This is a genomic window from Pseudomonas frederiksbergensis, assembly GCF_017114915.1.
Lineage (GTDB): Bacteria > Pseudomonadota > Gammaproteobacteria > Pseudomonadales > Pseudomonadaceae > Aquipseudomonas > Aquipseudomonas frederiksbergensis_I.
Map to the genome: position 1 here is coordinate 76,003 of NZ_JAAUOE010000006.1, position 15,522 is coordinate 91,524.

A 15,522-nucleotide genomic window follows, 5' to 3' on the forward strand; every position below is an offset into this window, starting at 1 on the left:
CCGCCGGTCCGTTGCCAACTGACCGGCGTATTACGCGTTACTGACTACAAAGCGGTACTGCGGGCGCGGTTCAGCTGCCGCGCATCAGCGGGTAAAGCTCTTTAAGCAACTTGCGACGGCTGATCACCAATTGCCAGCGATGGCCGCCCAACTGCCGCCACAGGCGCGCCGAACGAATCCCGGCCAGCAACAGTGCGCGGATTTTCGAGGCATTGCTCGGTTGCTGCAGGTTGCGCATGTCGCCATGCACCTGGATCCGTTGGCGCAGGGTGCTCAGGGTGTCCTGATACAGCGCGCCGCAGGCGGCGATCACGTTTTCGTGCGCCGGGCCGAAGTGCTCGACCTGGGACTGAATCTGCGGCAGACGCTTGCCGATCACGTCCAGCATGTCGCCGCGCTTGGCCAACTGACGCTCCAGCCCCAGCATCGCCAGGGCATAGCGCAGCGGTTCGCGCTGGAGGGTGCTGGGGTCGCGCTCCAGGGCGCCGATCAGTGCGCGGTAACCGTCACGCAGGTTGATGTCGTCACCGCCATAGACTTCCAGCGTGTCCTTGGGGTCGCGAATCAACAGGCTGCCGAGCATGCAGGTCAGGCCGGCTTCGTTGGTCTGGCCGGTCTTGGCGATCTTGTCGACCAGCACGGCGGCGAGAAACACACCGCCCAGGGCTGTCAGTTGCTCCTGAGTCGGGCTCATGGGCGCTGGCCCTTGCTGGTCCAGGGCTCGGCCACTTCGATCACGCCGCCGCCGAGGCAGATTTCGCCGTCGTAGAACACCACGGATTGGCCCGGGGTGACCGCGCGTTGCGGGTCATCAAAGGTGGCGCGGTAGCCGGTGGCGGTCTTTTCCAGGGTGCAAGGCTGGTCGCTCTGACGATAGCGGACTTTGGCAGTCAGCCTGCGCGGCTCGGTCAGATCGATCGGGTTGACCCAGTAGATGTCCGAGGCGAGCAGGGCGCGGGAGAACAGCCACGGGTGGTCATTGCCCTGGCCGACGATCAGCTCGTTGTGCTCCAGGTCCTTGATCAGCACGTACCACGGCTCTTCACCGGCGTCTTTCAGGCCGCCAATGCCCAGGCCCTGGCGTTGGCCGATGGTGTGGTACATCAGGCCATGGTGGCGACCGATGACTTCGCCTTCGGTGGTCTTGATCTCGCCGGGTTGGGCCGGCAGGTATTGCTTGAGGAAGTCGCTGAAGCGGCGTTCGCCGATAAAGCAGATCCCGGTGGAATCCTTTTTCTTCGCGGTGGCCAGGTCGTGTTTCTCGGCAATTGCGCGTACTTCGGGTTTTTCCAGTTCGCCGACCGGGAACAGCGTCTTGGCGATCTGCTCGCCGCCGACGGCGTGCAGGAAGTAGCTCTGATCCTTGTTCGGATCCAGGCCCTTGAGCAACTCGGTGCGGCCATCGACGTCGCGGCGGCGCACATAGTGGCCGGTGGCGATCAGATCGGCGCCGAGCATCATGGCGTAATCGAGGAACGCCTTGAACTTGATCTCGCGGTTGCACAGGATGTCCGGGTTCGGCGTGCGACCGGCCTTGTATTCGGCCAGGAAGTGCTCGAACACGTTATCCCAGTACTCGGCGGCGAAGTTGGCGGTGTGCAGCTTGATGCCAATCTTGTCGCACACGGCCTGGGCGTCCGCCAGGTCATCCATGGCGGTGCAGTATTCCGTTCCATCGTCTTCTTCCCAGTTCTTCATGAACAGGCCTTCCACCTCATAACCCTGCTCGATCAGCAGGAGGGCGGAAACGGAAGAGTCCACGCCGCCGGACATACCGACAATGACGCGCTTCTTTTGTGTGGCAGAAGGGGCTGGATCACGCATAGGGATTCAACGAGTGTCTTGAAAAAGGACGCGATTCTAGCAGGCTCAAGCCTGCAAGGCTAAAGAGAAGGGCGGATCAGTTCGAGGCTGAAGTGTTTACCGTCCAGATAATCATCGATGCAGCGGATGATCAGCTCACTGCGCCAGTTTGCGCGCTGTTGCAGCAGTTCGTCACGCGTCAGCCATTTTGCACCGACAATGCCGTCGTCCAATGGATAATCCGGGTGGTGCTGGACGGGTTTTGCGCTGAAGCAGACCCGTTGGTAAGTCACGCCGTTGCTGGGCGCGGTGTAGAGGTAAATGCCTATTACACCGGTCGGTTCGACGTCCCAGCCGGTTTCCTCGAGGGTCTCGCGCACGGCGGCCTCGATCAGGGTTTCGTCCGGGTCCAGATGGCCGGCGGGCTGGTTGAGCACCGTTCGTCCGTGCTTGGATTCTTCGACCATCAGGAAGCGGCCATTGTCTTCGACGATGGTGGCGACGGTGATGTGGGGTAGCCAGTCCATGAAGCTTCCTCAAATTAAAATTTGAAACCCGAGCCCTGTAGGAGCTGGCTTGCCAGCGAAGGCGGTGGGTCAGTCAATCGAAGTCTCGGATGATAAACCGCTTTCGCTGGCAAGCCAGCTCCTACAGGGTTTTGAGGTTTGGCAGATAGAAAACACAAACCCCGGCACGAGGCCGGGGTTTGTGATGCTCCCTTACAACCTTAAACCAGCGCAGCAATCGCGGCGTTGAAGGTTGCGCTCGGGCGCATGGCCTTGCTGATCAGCTCGGCATTGGCGTGGTAGTAACCGCCGATGTCCACTGGCTTGCCCTGAACGGCGTTGAGCTCGGCAACGATGGTCGCTTCGTTCTCGGTCAGGGTTTTGGCCAGCTCGCCGAACTGCGCTTGCAGCGCAGCATCTTCGGTCTGGGCGGCCAGGGCTTGAGCCCAGTACAGCGCCAGGTAGAAGTGGCTGCCGCGGTTGTCGATGTTGCCGACTTTGCGCGATGGCGACTTGTTGTTGTCGAGGAACTGGCCAGTGGCCTGATCCAGGGTCTTGGCCAGCACCAGCGCTTTAGGGTTGTTGTACGTCACACCCAGATGCTCAAGAGAAGCGGCCAGGGCCAGGAATTCGCCCAGGGAATCCCAGCGCAGGAAGTTTTCTTCCAGCAACTGCTGAACGTGCTTCGGCGCCGAACCGCCAGCGCCGGTTTCGAACAGGCCACCGCCGTTCATCAGCGGCACGATCGACAGCATCTTGGCGCTGGTGCCCAGTTCCATGATCGGGAACAGGTCGGTCAGGTAGTCGCGCAATACGTTGCCGGTCACCGAGATGGTGTCCTTGCCTTCGCGAGTGCGCTCCAGGGTGAACTTCATCGCGTCGACTGGCGACATGACGCGGATGTCCAGCCCGGAAGTGTCGTGGTCCTTCAGGTAAGCCTGAACTTTCTCGATCACTACGCCGTCGTGGGCGCGCATTGGGTCCAGCCAGAAAATCGCTGGAGTGCTGCTTGCGCGAGCGCGGTTGACGGCCAGTTTGACCCAGTCCTGGATCGGCGCGTCTTTGGTCTGGCACATGCGGAAGATGTCGCCGGCTTCAACCGACTGTTCCAGCAGAGTGCGGCCAGCGCTGTCGGAAACCCGAACCACGCCGTTGGCCTTGATCTGGAACGTCTTGTCGTGCGAGCCGTACTCTTCGGCTTTTTTCGCCATCAGGCCAACGTTTGGCACGCTGCCCATGGTGGTCGGATCGAAGGCGCCGTTTGCCTTGCAGTCTTCGATCACCGCTTGGTAGATGGTGGCGTAGCAGCGATCCGGGATCACGGCCTTGGTGTCGTGCAGCTGGCCGTCGGTGCCCCACATTTTGCCGGAGTCACGGATCATGGCCGGCATCGAGGCGTCGACGATGACGTCGCTCGGCACGTGCAGGTTGGTGATGCCCTTGTCGGAGTTGACCATGGCCAACGACGGACGAACGGCGTAGACCGCCTGGATGTCCGCTTCGATCTGCGCTTGTTGCTCGGCAGGCAAAGCCTTGATGCGAGCGTACAGGTCGCCGATGCCGTTGTTCAGGTTGAAGCCGATCTGAGCCAGCACGTCAGCGTGCTTGGCCAGGGCATCTTTATAGAACTCGGCAACGATCTGGCCGAACATGATCGGGTCGGAGACCTTCATCATGGTGGCTTTGAGGTGAACCGACAGCAGTACACCTTTTGCCTTGGCGTCTTCGATCTCGGCGGCGATGAAGCTGCGCAGCGCGTTTTTGCTCATGACCGCGCAATCGAGGATCTCACCGGCTTGTACGGTGGTTTTTTCCTTCAGGACGGTGGTGGTGCCGTCTTGAGCGATCAGTTCGATTTTGACGGCGTCAGCGGCGTCGATCAGGGCAGCTTTTTCGCTGCCGTAGAAATCGCCGGTGCTCATGTGAGCCACGTGGGACTTGGAGTCCTTGGCCCAGGCGCCCATTTTGTGCGGGTGCTTGCGTGCGTAGTTCTTGACCGACAGCGGTGCACGACGATCGGAGTTGCCTTCGCGCAGAACCGGGTTTACGGCGCTGCCCTTGATCTTGTCGTAGCGGGCCTTGGCTTCTTTGTCGGCGTCGCTGGTCACGGTTTCCGGGTAGTCCGGCAGTGCATAGCCCTGGGCTTGCAGCTCTTTGATCGCGGCCTGCAGTTGCGGAACCGAAGCACTGATGTTCGGCAGCTTGATGATGTTGGCTTCAGGTGTAACGGCCAGCTCGCCCAGTTCGGCGAGGTGGTCGGCTACCGCCTTGTCGCCCAATTGCTCGGGGAAGCTGGCCAGAATGCGCCCTGCAAGAGAGATATCGCGGGTTTCAACGGCGATATCAGCCGAGGCGGTGAAAGCCTCTACGATAGGCAACAGTGAATAGGTGGCGAGGGCTGGGGCTTCGTCGGTGAAGGTATAGATGATCTTCGAGCGGGTGGGCATATTCGGATTAACTCTCTCTTCTTTGCTAAAGCGTGCACAGAAACTCGAGGGGCGCCGGGTAAGCGCGTTCGTTCAAAGTCATCCATGAGCCGAATGTCGAGGTTTCTTTGCTGTGATGTTGGGTGCATCGGTCGAGCGTCAAGCGGGTGGACTGCGATAACAATCCTGCTTTTTCGGGCCCAGAGTCTCGGCTACATTTCCAGTGGCAGAGAGGTCGGCCGTCGTGACTCTGTGGTCAGCGGCGGCATTATACATAGGTAGCTGGCAATCTGCCGATGGTTCATAGGTAACGATTTTCGTCCATTGGTCTAAAGGTCGCAGGAAGGCGTGGGGCGTAGAGTCGTCCATCGTGCTTGAGTTTGGCGCTTTTCCCTTTGTTTTCAGGCTTGTACGTCGCGAACAGCGCAGCTTTGCGGCAGATGGGCGGAACATAGGGTTTGCGCGCCGATTTAACTGGGGTACGCTCGGACCAAGCCAGATGTTCAATCCAAACAATGGAGTTCAGCATGGGATACAAGAAGATTCAGGTTCCAGCCGTTGGCGAAAAAATCACCGTCAACGCGGACCATTCTCTCAATGTTCCTAACAACCCGATCATCCCCTTCATCGAAGGCGATGGTATTGGCGTTGATATCAGCCCGGTCATGATCAAGGTTGTCGATGCTGCTGTTAAGAAGGCTTACGGCGGCGAGCGCAAAATTTCCTGGATGGAAGTCTACGCCGGGGAGAAAGCGACTCAGGTTTACGATCAGGACACCTGGCTGCCTCAGGAAACCCTGGACGCGGTCAAGGATTACGTGGTTTCCATCAAGGGCCCTCTGACCACACCAGTCGGCGGCGGCATCCGTTCCCTGAACGTGGCCCTGCGTCAGCAGCTTGACCTGTATGTGTGCCTGCGCCCGGTGCGCTGGTTCGAAGGCGTGCCGAGCCCGGTCAAGAAGCCAGGCGACGTCGACATGACTATCTTCCGCGAAAACTCGGAAGACATTTATGCCGGTATCGAATGGAAGGCCGGTTCGCCGGAAGCGACCAAGATCATCAAGTTCCTTAAAGAAGAAATGGGCGTCACCAAGATCCGTTTCGACGAAAACTGCGGTATCGGCGTCAAGCCGGTTTCCCTGGAAGGCACCAAGCGTCTGGCGCGCAAAGCCCTGCAGTACGTGGTCGACAATGATCGCGACTCGCTGACCATCGTGCACAAAGGCAACATCATGAAGTTCACCGAAGGTGCCTTCAAGGAATGGGCCTACGAAGTGGCCGCCGAAGAATTCGGTGCGACCCTGCTCGACGGCGGTCCGTGGATGCAGTTCAAGAACCCGAAAACCGGCAAGAACGTCATCGTCAAGGACGCCATCGCCGACGCCATGCTCCAGCAGATCCTGCTGCGCCCGGCCGAGTACGATGTGATCGCGACTCTGAACCTCAACGGCGACTACCTCTCCGACGCCCTGGCGGCTGAAGTGGGCGGTATCGGTATTGCGCCGGGTGCCAACCTGTCCGACACCGTGGCGATGTTCGAGGCGACCCACGGTACTGCGCCGAAGTACGCCGGCAAGGACCAGGTCAACCCGGGTTCGTTGATCCTGTCCGCCGAGATGATGTTGCGTCACATGGGCTGGACCGAAGCGGCCGATCTGATCATCAAGGGCACTAATGGCGCGATTTCGGCCAAGACCGTGACCTATGACTTCGAGCGTTTGATGGACGGGGCGAAACTGCTGTCGTCTTCTGCGTTTGGTGATGCGCTCATCTCGCATATGTAAGCCGCATATGTAAGCGAATCAGCACAAAAAAACCGCCTTCGGGCGGTTTTTTTATGACTGGATGACAGGTTGCGTCAGCTCGACACTGTTTCTTGCCTGGTGGCAGGTGCAGTCTGTTCGTTCGGGGATGTGGCAGGCGCGATCTTTATGGCATGCAACCCTTTGGGGCCCTGAATGATCTCGAATTTAACGATTTGCCCAGCCTTGAGGGTCTTGTATCCCTCCATTTCAATGGCCGAATAGTGGGCAAAGAAATCGATTTGTTTTCCGTCCTCGTCGCGACCTTCTCTGGCGTCGGTATTAATGAAGCCGAACCCCTTGGCATTGTTGAACCATTTCACCTTGCCAACTGACATACCCATATCCCTCTGCAACAGACTCCATCACTGGAGTATCATCCAGTACATCCGCAGTCTAATCTTGCAAACAGGATTGACTCCGCGGACCTTTTTTACCCACTGTGGGCTCTATTGTTTGTAACACCGATTTTCCGATAGTCAAGGTGACCGGGCAGTCGGAGTTGAAAACGTGTGTAGACGCCCCCACCACTGTATTTGCACAACTGACGAACCTTTCTTTCCATGCATGCAATCAGCCAGATTCGACTAACATTCAATCAGGATCGCCCTGATTTACACGACGACGATTCCGCAGGCATTGCTGTTCAGGAGGCCAAGCCTGCTTTACAGGCGCCGCCTATGTACAAGGTGGTTTTGTTCAACGATGACTACACACCGATGGATTTCGTCGTCGAAGTGCTCGAGGTGTTTTTTAACCTGAATCGCGAGCTGGCGACCAAGGTCATGCTGGCCGTCCACACAGAAGGACGGGCAGTATGTGGAGTGTTTACCCGCGACATCGCCGAGACCAAGGCCATGCAGGTCAACCAGTACGCCAGGGAAAGCCAGCATCCGCTACTCTGTGAAATCGAGAAGGACGGTTAATCGCCGACCACTTGGGTATGAGGTGAAGCTATGTTAAACCGCGAGCTCGAAGTCACCCTCAATCTAGCCTTCAAGGAGGCTCGTTCGAAGCGTCATGAATTCATGACCGTCGAACACCTGCTGCTGGCCCTATTGGATAATGAGGCTGCCGCTACCGTTTTGCGTGCCTGTGGCGCAAACCTCGACAAACTCAAGCATGACCTGCAGGAGTTCATCGACTCCACCACGCCATTGATCCCCCTCCATGACGAGGATCGTGAAACCCAGCCAACCCTGGGCTTCCAGCGTGTACTGCAACGTGCTGTCTTTCACGTACAGAGCTCGGGCAAACGCGAAGTGACTGGCGCCAACGTGCTGGTCGCGATCTTCAGTGAGCAAGAGAGTCAGGCAGTGTTTCTGCTGAAACAGCAGAGCGTTGCGCGTATCGATGTCGTCAACTACATCGCCCATGGCATTTCCAAAGTGCCGGGGCATGGCGATCACTCTGAAGGTGAACAAGATATGCAGGACGACGAGGGCGGTGAGTCTTCTTCTTCAGGCAATCCTCTGGATGCTTATGCCAGCAACCTCAACGAACTCGCGCGCCAGGGTCGTATCGATCCATTGGTAGGTCGTGAGCTCGAAGTCGAGCGCGTCGCGCAGATCCTGGCGCGTCGTCGCAAAAACAACCCGTTGCTGGTGGGCGAGGCGGGCGTGGGTAAAACCGCGATTGCCGAAGGCCTGGCCAAACGCATTGTCGACAACCAGGTGCCAGACCTGCTGGCCAACAGCGTGGTGTATTCCCTCGATCTGGGGGCCTTGCTGGCCGGAACCAAATACCGCGGCGATTTCGAGAAGCGCTTCAAGGCGTTGCTCAATGAGCTGAAAAAACGTCCGCAGGCGATCCTCTTCATCGACGAGATCCACACCATCATCGGTGCGGGCGCTGCGTCCGGTGGCGTCATGGATGCCTCGAACCTGCTCAAGCCATTGCTGTCGTCCGGCGATATTCGCTGCATCGGTTCGACCACGTTCCAGGAGTTCCGCGGGATCTTCGAGAAGGACCGTGCTCTGGCCCGGCGCTTCCAGAAGGTCGATGTCTCGGAGCCCTCGGTGGAAGACACCGTCGGCATCCTGCGTGGCCTGAAAGGGCGTTTCGAGCTGCATCACAACATCGAATACAGTGATGAAGCCCTGCGCGCCGCTGCCGAACTGGCCTCGCGTTACATCAACGACCGGCACATGCCGGACAAAGCCATCGACGTCATCGACGAGGCGGGCGCCTATCAGCGTCTGCAACCGATCGAGAAGCGTGTGAAACGCATCGAAGTGCCTCAGGTCGAGGACATCGTCGCGAAAATCGCGCGGATTCCGCCAAAACACGTCACCAGTTCCGACAAAGAACTGCTGCGCAACCTTGAGCGTGACCTGAAACTCACGGTATTCGGCCAGGATGCGGCGATCGACTCGCTGTCGACCGCAATCAAGCTGTCCCGTGCCGGCCTCAAGTCGCCTGACAAACCCGTCGGTTCGTTCCTGTTCGCAGGGCCGACCGGTGTCGGTAAAACCGAAGCCGCGCGGCAACTGGCCAAGGCGTTGGGGGTCGAACTGGTCCGCTTCGACATGTCCGAGTACATGGAGCGCCACACCGTATCGCGTCTGATCGGTGCGCCTCCAGGCTACGTCGGGTTCGATCAGGGCGGTCTGCTGACCGAAGCCATCACCAAGCAACCTCACTGCGTGCTGCTGCTCGATGAGATCGAGAAGGCGCATCCGGAAGTCTTCAACCTGCTGTTGCAGGTCATGGACCACGGTACGCTGACCGATAACAACGGGCGCAAGGCGGATTTCCGTAACGTGATCGTCATCATGACGACCAACGCCGGTGCCGAGACCGCGGCGCGTGCTTCGATCGGTTTCACCTATCAGGACCACTCGTCCGATGCGATGGAAGTGATCAAGAAGAGCTTCACGCCGGAGTTCCGCAACCGTCTGGACACCATCATCCAGTTTGGTCGCCTCAGTCATGAGGTCATCAAAAGTGTGGTGGACAAGTTCCTTACCGAGCTTCAGGCGCAGCTGGAAGACAAGCGTGTGCAGCTGGAAGTCACCGACGCTGCACGCAGCTGGCTGGCGGCGGGTGGCTACGACACGGCAATGGGCGCTCGGCCAATGGCGCGCTTGATCCAGGACAAGATCAAGCGTCCGCTGGCGGAAGAGATCCTCTTTGGCGAACTGGCCGACCATGGTGGTGTGGTGCACATCGACATCAAGGATGGCGAGCTGACCTTCGAGTTCGAGACCACGGCTGAAATGGCCTGACGTTAACCGCAACAAAGCAAAAGGCGCCGAAAGGCGCCTTTTTGCTGTCTGCCAGATGTGATCGTTCCCACGCGCAGCAAAGGAATGCAGCCCGGGACGCTCCGCGTCCCTTCAAAAGCCGAACGCAGAGCGTCCGTTGAGGCATTCCCACGCAGAGCGTGGGAACGATCCGCAAACAAAAACGCCCGGCATGGCCGGGCGTTTTGTATTGACTTGATTAGCGAGCGCGGTAGGTGATGCGCCCTTTGCTCAAGTCATAGGGCGTCAGCTCGACGCGCACTTTGTCGCCGGTAAGAATACGAATGTAGTTCTTGCGCATCTTGCCGGAGATGTGCGCGGTTACGACGTGCCCATTTTCCAACTCCACACGAAACATGGTGTTGGGCAGGGTGTCGACGACAGTGCCTTCCATTTCGAAGCTGTCTTCTTTCGACATGCAGTAAAGCCCTCGGTGTCCAATGAATGGCCCGGTGCAACTGCGCCAGGCAAAAGCGGCGTGCATTGTGCCCGAAAAGTGGGGTTTAAGCCAAGAGGTTCTAGCTCAGGATGACCCAGCGTTGATTAATCAGCAGTTCGATAGGGCGATATTGGGTCTTGTAGCTCATTTTTTTGCAGTTTTTGATCCAGTAGCCCAGATAGACCGCCTCCAGCTCCAGGCGCCGGGCTTCGGCGATCTGCCAGAGAATCGCGTAACGTCCCAGGCTGCGGCGCTCCTCATCGGGCTCGTAGAAGGTGTAGACCGCTGACAGACCGTTGGGCAGCAAATCGGTAACGGCCACTGCCACCAGCCGGCCTTCGAGGCGAAATTCGTAGAAGCGGGAGAACGGCAGGTCACGTACCAGGAAGGTCGAAAACTGGTCGCGGCTCGGCGGATACATATCGCCATCGGCGTGGCGTTGTTCGATGTAGCGCTGATACAGGTCGAAGTACTCTTCGCTGAACTTTGGCCGGGCCGGGCGCACCTGCAAATCGGCATTGCGTTTGAGAATGCGTTTCTGCTGACGGTTGGGGGTGAATTGCGCCACAGGAATGCGCGCCGGTACGCACGCATTGCAATGCTGGCAATGGGGCCGGTAGAGATGATCGCCACTGCGACGAAAGCCCATTTCCGACAGGTCTGCATAGACATGCACATCCATGGGCTGACTAGGGTCGAGGAACAGCGTCGTGGCCTGTTCATCGGGCAGATAACTGCAAGAGTGGGGCTGAGTGGCATAGAACTTCAAACGCGCCAACTCGGTCATGATCAACCCTCGGGATAAACTTTTGATAAGGGAGCGTTTTCAATTCGTCTCCCCCGCATTAAGTGTAAGCCACACACGCCAATGTCGCTCAGCAAACCCAGGTGGCACGGCCGGGTTGATCCAGGTGTCGCGCAAGGTAGCCGGCAAACTCGCTGCGGGGAATCGCCCGGGCGCCCAGGCTGTGCAGATGATCGGTAGGCATCTGGCAATCGATCAGTACAAAACCTGAGTCTTTCAGATGCCGCACCAGTGTGGCAAAGCCATATTTTGAAGCGTTGTCGGCGCGGCTGAACATCGACTCGCCGAAAAACAGCTGCCCCATGGCCAGGCCGTAGAGCCCGCCAACCAGCGCGCCATCGTCCCAGACTTCCACCGAATGGGCGTACCCGCGCTTGTGCAGTTCGATGTAGGCGTGCTGCATTTCCTGGGTGATCCAGGTGCCATCAGCGTACTCGCGCGGTGCGGCGCAGGCGCGGATGACCGCGACAAAATCCCGATCGAAGGTCACTTGATAGCGTTGCTGGCGCAGCAGTTTGTTCAGGCTGCGAGAGACATGCAGTTCATCGGGAAACAGCACCGTGCGCGGATCCGGCGACCACCAGAGAATCGGTTGGCCTTCCGAGAACCATGGAAAGCAGCCATGGCGATACGCCTGAATCAGACGGTCGGCAGACAGATCGCCGCCCGCGGCCAGCAACCCGTTGGGGTCGCGCATGGCTTTTTCCAGTGGCGGAAAGGTCAGTGTGTTGCGTTGTAACCAAGTCAGCATGGCATCCGGGCTTGCAGAAGGGGAGGGCGGTGGCGGGCTGGCGAGCCCGCCTGATGGAAGGTTAACCGTCAAACACCGGGAATGTCATCGAGATACTTCTCGGCATCCAGCGCGGCCATGCAGCCGGCTCCGGCGGACGTCACGGCCTGGCGATAAACGTGGTCGGCCACGTCGCCGGCGGCAAACACGCCTGCGATGTCGGTTGCAGTGGCGTCGCCTTCGCTGCCGCCCTTGACCAGCAGGTAGCCGTCACGCATTTTCAGTTGACCCTGGAACAGGTCGGTGTTGGGCTTGTGGCCGATGGCGATGAAAACGCCGGCCAGCGACAGTTCATGGGTTTCGCCGGTATGGCTGTGGCGCAGTCGGGCGCCGGTCACGCCGCTGGCGTCGCCCAGCACTTCATCCAGATTCTGGTTCCAGTGCAGGCGAATGTTGCCGTTGGCGGCCTTTTCGAAGAGCTTGTCCTGCAGGATCTTCTCCGAGCGCAGTTTGTCGCGACGGTGAATCAGATGAACTTCCCTGGCGATATTCGATAGATACAGCGCTTCTTCCACCGCAGTGTTGCCGCCGCCAACCACGGCAACCACCTGGTTGCGGTAAAAGAAGCCATCGCAGGTGGCGCAGGCCGAAACCCCTTTGCCGGCAAAGGCTTCTTCCGATGGCAACCCCAGGTATTGGGCCGAAGCGCCGGTGGCGATAATCAGCGCATCGCAAGTATAGGTGCCACTGTCGCCGATGAGCTCGAACGGGCGCTGTTGCAACTTGGCGGTATGGATGTGGTCGTAAACGATCTCGGTGTCGAAGCGTTCGGCGTGTTTCTGCATGCGCTCCATCAGTACCGGGCCAGTCAGGCCTTCGACGTCGCCAGGCCAGTTGTCGACTTCGACGGTGGTGGTCAGCTGGCCACCTGCCTGTAGGCCGGTGATGACAACGGGTTTGAGGTTGGCGCGAGCGGCATAAACGGCTGCGCTATAACCGGCAGGGCCGGAACCCAGAATGATCAGGCGGAAATGCTTCGCTTCGCTCATAAAAACACCTCATAAGCCTTTGTCACAAAAGAGAATGCATGCTCAAATTGGACCGCGCGTACTGTGCTGTTGGCTATGCTGTTGCCAAGGGCGTCAAGCATGGCATCGGGCGAACAAACCCGTACAATGCCTTGCTGTAACAGCGTTTGTATCAAAAAAGCAGTGCGTGCCGTATTTCGAAAAACCAGGGCGCAGTGTTAAAAGTAGTCCCGGTTGCGCCGGTTAACTTTTTTACCTGCCTGGATTGGGCAGTTTTTATAGTCATTCAACAGATGGACGCGCCCTGGGCGCAGGAAAAGAAGCGTTTTGAAGAAATCCACCGCAGCACCTAAAACAGTCGTTCCGCTCTGGCGGCAGCAATTGCACTACCGGCTCAAGGAAGGTGCATTGATCGCCATTGGCGCGTTGTGCCTGTTCCTGATGATGGCCTTGTTGACCTATGGCAAGGACGATCCGGGCTGGAGCCATAACAGCAAGATCGACGATGTGCAGAACTTCGGCGGGCCTGCCGGCTCTTACAGCGCCGACATCCTGTTCATGGTCCTGGGTTACTTCGCCTACATTTTCCCGTTGCTGCTGGCGATCAAGGCCTATCAGATCTTTCGCCAACGCCACGAGCCGTGGGAGTGGAGCGGCTGGCTGTTCTCCTGGCGCTTGATCGGCCTGGTGTTTCTGGTGCTGTCAGGCGCGGCACTGGCCCACATCCATTTTCATGCGGCGACCGGTCTGCCGGCCGGCGCGGGCGGCGCTTTGGGTGAAAGCCTCGGCGATCTGGCCAAAAACGCGTTGAACATCCAGGGCAGTACGCTGCTGTTCATCGCGCTGTTCCTGTTCGGCCTGACGGTGTTCACCGACCTGTCGTGGTTCAAGGTGATGGACGTTACCGGCAAGATCACCCTCGATCTGTTCGAACTGTTTCAGGGCGCGGCCAATCGTTGGTGGGCGGCCCGTACCGAACGCAAGCAACTGGTTGCCCAATTGCGTGAAGTCGACGATCGCGTGCATGACGTGGTTGCACCGACCGTCACCGACAAACGCGAGCAGGCCAAGGTCAAGGAGCGCCTGATCGAACGCGAGCAGGCCCTGAGCAAGCACATGTCCGAGCGCGAGAAACAGGTGCCGCCGGTGATTGCCCCGGCTCTGCCCAAACCGGCCGCCCCGAGCAAACGCGTAGAGAAAGAGAAACAGGCGCCGTTGTTCGTCGACAGCGCCGTGGAAGGCACCTTGCCGCCGATCTCGATTCTCGACCCCGCGGAAAAGAAACAACTCAATTATTCGCCTGAATCCCTGGCGGCCGTCGGCCACTTGCTGGAAATCAAGCTCAAGGAATTCGGCGTCGAAGTCGCGGTGGATTCGATTCACCCGGGCCCGGTCATTACCCGTTACGAAATCCAGCCTGCCGCCGGGGTTAAAGTCAGCCGCATCGCCAACCTGGCCAAAGACCTGGCCCGCTCCCTGGCCGTGACCAGTGTGCGTGTGGTGGAAGTGATTCCGGGCAAGACCACGGTCGGTATCGAGATCCCTAACGAAGACCGGCAGATCGTACGGTTCTCCGAGGTCTTGTCGACCCCCGAGTACGATAATTTCAAGTCGCCGGTCACCCTGGCCCTGGGTCATGACATCGGCGGCAAGCCGGTCATCACTGACCTGGCGAAAATGCCGCACTTGCTGGTGGCCGGCACGACCGGTTCCGGTAAGTCGGTGGGCGTGAACGCGATGATCCTGTCGATTCTGTTCAAGTCGGGCCCTGAAGACGCCAAGCTGATCATGATCGACCCGAAAATGCTTGAACTGTCGATCTACGAAGGCATCCCGCACCTGTTGTGCCCGGTGGTCACCGACATGAAGGACGCTGCCAACGCTTTGCGCTGGAGCGTCGCCGAGATGGAACGGCGCTACAAACTGATGGCGAAGATGGGTGTGCGTAACCTGTCGGGCTTCAACGCCAAGGTCAAGGAAGCCCAGGACGCTGGCGAGCCGTTGAGCGATCCGCTGTACAAGCGCGAGAGCATCCACGACGAGGCGCCGCTGCTGCAGAAGCTGCCGACCATCGTCGTGGTGGTCGACGAATTCGCCGACATGATGATGATCGTCGGCAAGAAGGTTGAAGAACTGATCGCCCGTATCGCCCAGAAGGCGCGTGCGGCGGGCATCCATTTGATCCTTGCGACCCAGCGTCCGTCGGTGGACGTGATCACCGGTCTGATCAAGGCGAACATCCCGACCCGTATGGCGTTCCAGGTGTCGAGCAAGATCGATTCGCGGACCATCATCGACCAGGGCGGCGCCGAACAACTGCTGGGCCACGGTGATATGTTGTACATGCCGCCGGGCACCAGCCTGCCGATTCGTGTTCACGGCGCATTCGTGTCCGATGACGAGGTGCACCGGGTGGTTGAAGCCTGGAAGTTGCGCGGCGCGCCGGAATACAACGATGACATTCTCGCCGGTGTCGAAGAGGCTGGTAGCGGCTTTGAAAACGGCGGCGGTGGCGGTGAAGATGATGCCGAAACCGACGCGCTCTACGACGAAGCGGTGCAGTTCGTCCTGGAAAGCCGTCGCGCATCCATCTCCGCGGTTCAGCGCAAGCTGAAAATCGGCTACAACCGCGCGGCGCGCATGATCGAAGCCATGGAAATGGCCGGGGTCGTAACGTCCATGAACACCAACGGTTCGCGTGAAGTCCTGGCCCCTGGCCCGGTGCGCGACTGATCCGG

The 15,522-nt window shown here is 59.0% G+C and carries 13 protein-coding genes; 4 read left to right on the forward strand and 9 right to left on the reverse strand.

From position 1 onward, the window contains the following. Positions 1-70: 70 nt before the first annotated feature. The 4 genes from hflD to HCU66_RS06805 form a co-directional block, all read right to left on the reverse strand. On the reverse strand, positions 71-694 hold the full coding sequence (hflD, locus tag HCU66_RS06790) for a high frequency lysogenization protein HflD (RefSeq protein ID WP_205887747.1): 624 nt from the start codon (positions 692-694) through the stop codon (positions 71-73). Continuing rightward, positions 691-1,824: a tRNA 2-thiouridine(34) synthase MnmA gene (gene mnmA / locus HCU66_RS06795; RefSeq protein WP_205887748.1), complete on the reverse strand. Its 1,134-nt coding sequence runs from the start codon at positions 1,822-1,824 to the stop codon at positions 691-693. Before mnmA ends, hflD begins: the two co-directional genes overlap by 4 nt. 59 nt (positions 1,825-1,883) lie before the next feature. Then, entirely contained in the window at positions 1,884-2,330 is a 447-nt protein-coding gene (locus HCU66_RS06800) for an NUDIX hydrolase (protein WP_205887749.1), read from the reverse strand. 200 nt (positions 2,331-2,530) lie between these two features. Continuing rightward, positions 2,531-4,756 (reverse strand): NADP-dependent isocitrate dehydrogenase, encoded by a 2,226-nt coding sequence (locus HCU66_RS06805; protein ID WP_205887750.1) that lies wholly within the window; start codon positions 4,754-4,756, stop codon positions 2,531-2,533. Between the two features lie 506 nt (positions 4,757-5,262). Between HCU66_RS06805 and icd the strand changes: the two genes are divergently transcribed. Beyond that, the gene (icd, locus tag HCU66_RS06810) at positions 5,263-6,519 is read left to right on the forward strand and encodes an NADP-dependent isocitrate dehydrogenase (protein ID WP_205887751.1); all 1,257 of its coding nucleotides are present in this window, start codon (positions 5,263-5,265) and stop codon (positions 6,517-6,519) included. A 74-nt stretch (positions 6,520-6,593) separates the two neighbouring features. Here the strand turns inward: icd and HCU66_RS06815 are convergent, their stop codons facing one another. Continuing rightward, positions 6,594-6,875 (reverse strand): cold shock domain-containing protein, encoded by a 282-nt coding sequence (locus HCU66_RS06815; RefSeq protein WP_205887752.1) that lies wholly within the window; start codon positions 6,873-6,875, stop codon positions 6,594-6,596. Positions 6,876-7,100: 225 nt separating this feature from the next. Between HCU66_RS06815 and clpS the strand changes: the two genes are divergently transcribed. Both clpS and clpA read left to right on the forward strand, forming a co-directional pair. After that, positions 7,101-7,463 (forward strand): ATP-dependent Clp protease adapter ClpS, encoded by a 363-nt coding sequence (gene clpS, locus HCU66_RS06820; RefSeq protein WP_015094394.1) that lies wholly within the window; start codon positions 7,101-7,103, stop codon positions 7,461-7,463. Positions 7,464-7,493: 30 nt separating this feature from the next. After that, positions 7,494-9,764: an ATP-dependent Clp protease ATP-binding subunit ClpA gene (clpA, locus tag HCU66_RS06825; protein ID WP_205887753.1), complete on the forward strand. Its 2,271-nt coding sequence runs from the start codon at positions 7,494-7,496 to the stop codon at positions 9,762-9,764. Positions 9,765-9,981: 217 nt separating this feature from the next. Here the strand turns inward: clpA and infA are convergent, their stop codons facing one another. The 4 genes from infA to trxB form a co-directional block, all read right to left on the reverse strand. Next, on the reverse strand, positions 9,982-10,200 hold the full coding sequence (gene infA, locus HCU66_RS06830) for a translation initiation factor IF-1 (protein ID WP_002553999.1): 219 nt from the start codon (positions 10,198-10,200) through the stop codon (positions 9,982-9,984). Between the two features lie 100 nt (positions 10,201-10,300). Next, positions 10,301-11,008 (reverse strand): arginyltransferase, encoded by a 708-nt coding sequence (locus tag HCU66_RS06835; protein WP_205887754.1) that lies wholly within the window; start codon positions 11,006-11,008, stop codon positions 10,301-10,303. A gap of 88 nt (positions 11,009-11,096) precedes the next feature. Next, positions 11,097-11,777, reverse strand: coding sequence for a leucyl/phenylalanyl-tRNA--protein transferase (gene aat, locus HCU66_RS06840; protein WP_205887755.1), 681 nt, complete (start codon positions 11,775-11,777; stop codon positions 11,097-11,099). 68 nt (positions 11,778-11,845) lie between these two features. Beyond that, positions 11,846-12,805 carry a thioredoxin-disulfide reductase gene (trxB, locus tag HCU66_RS06845; protein ID WP_205887756.1) on the reverse strand — a complete coding sequence of 320 codons (960 nt, stop codon included), beginning with the start codon at positions 12,803-12,805 and terminating at the stop codon, positions 11,846-11,848. A gap of 306 nt (positions 12,806-13,111) precedes the next feature. Here trxB and HCU66_RS06850 point away from each other — a divergent pair, with 306 nt between their 5' ends. Next, entirely contained in the window at positions 13,112-15,517 is a 2,406-nt protein-coding gene (locus HCU66_RS06850; protein ID WP_205887757.1) for a DNA translocase FtsK, read from the forward strand. Positions 15,518-15,522 lie beyond the last annotated feature (5 nt).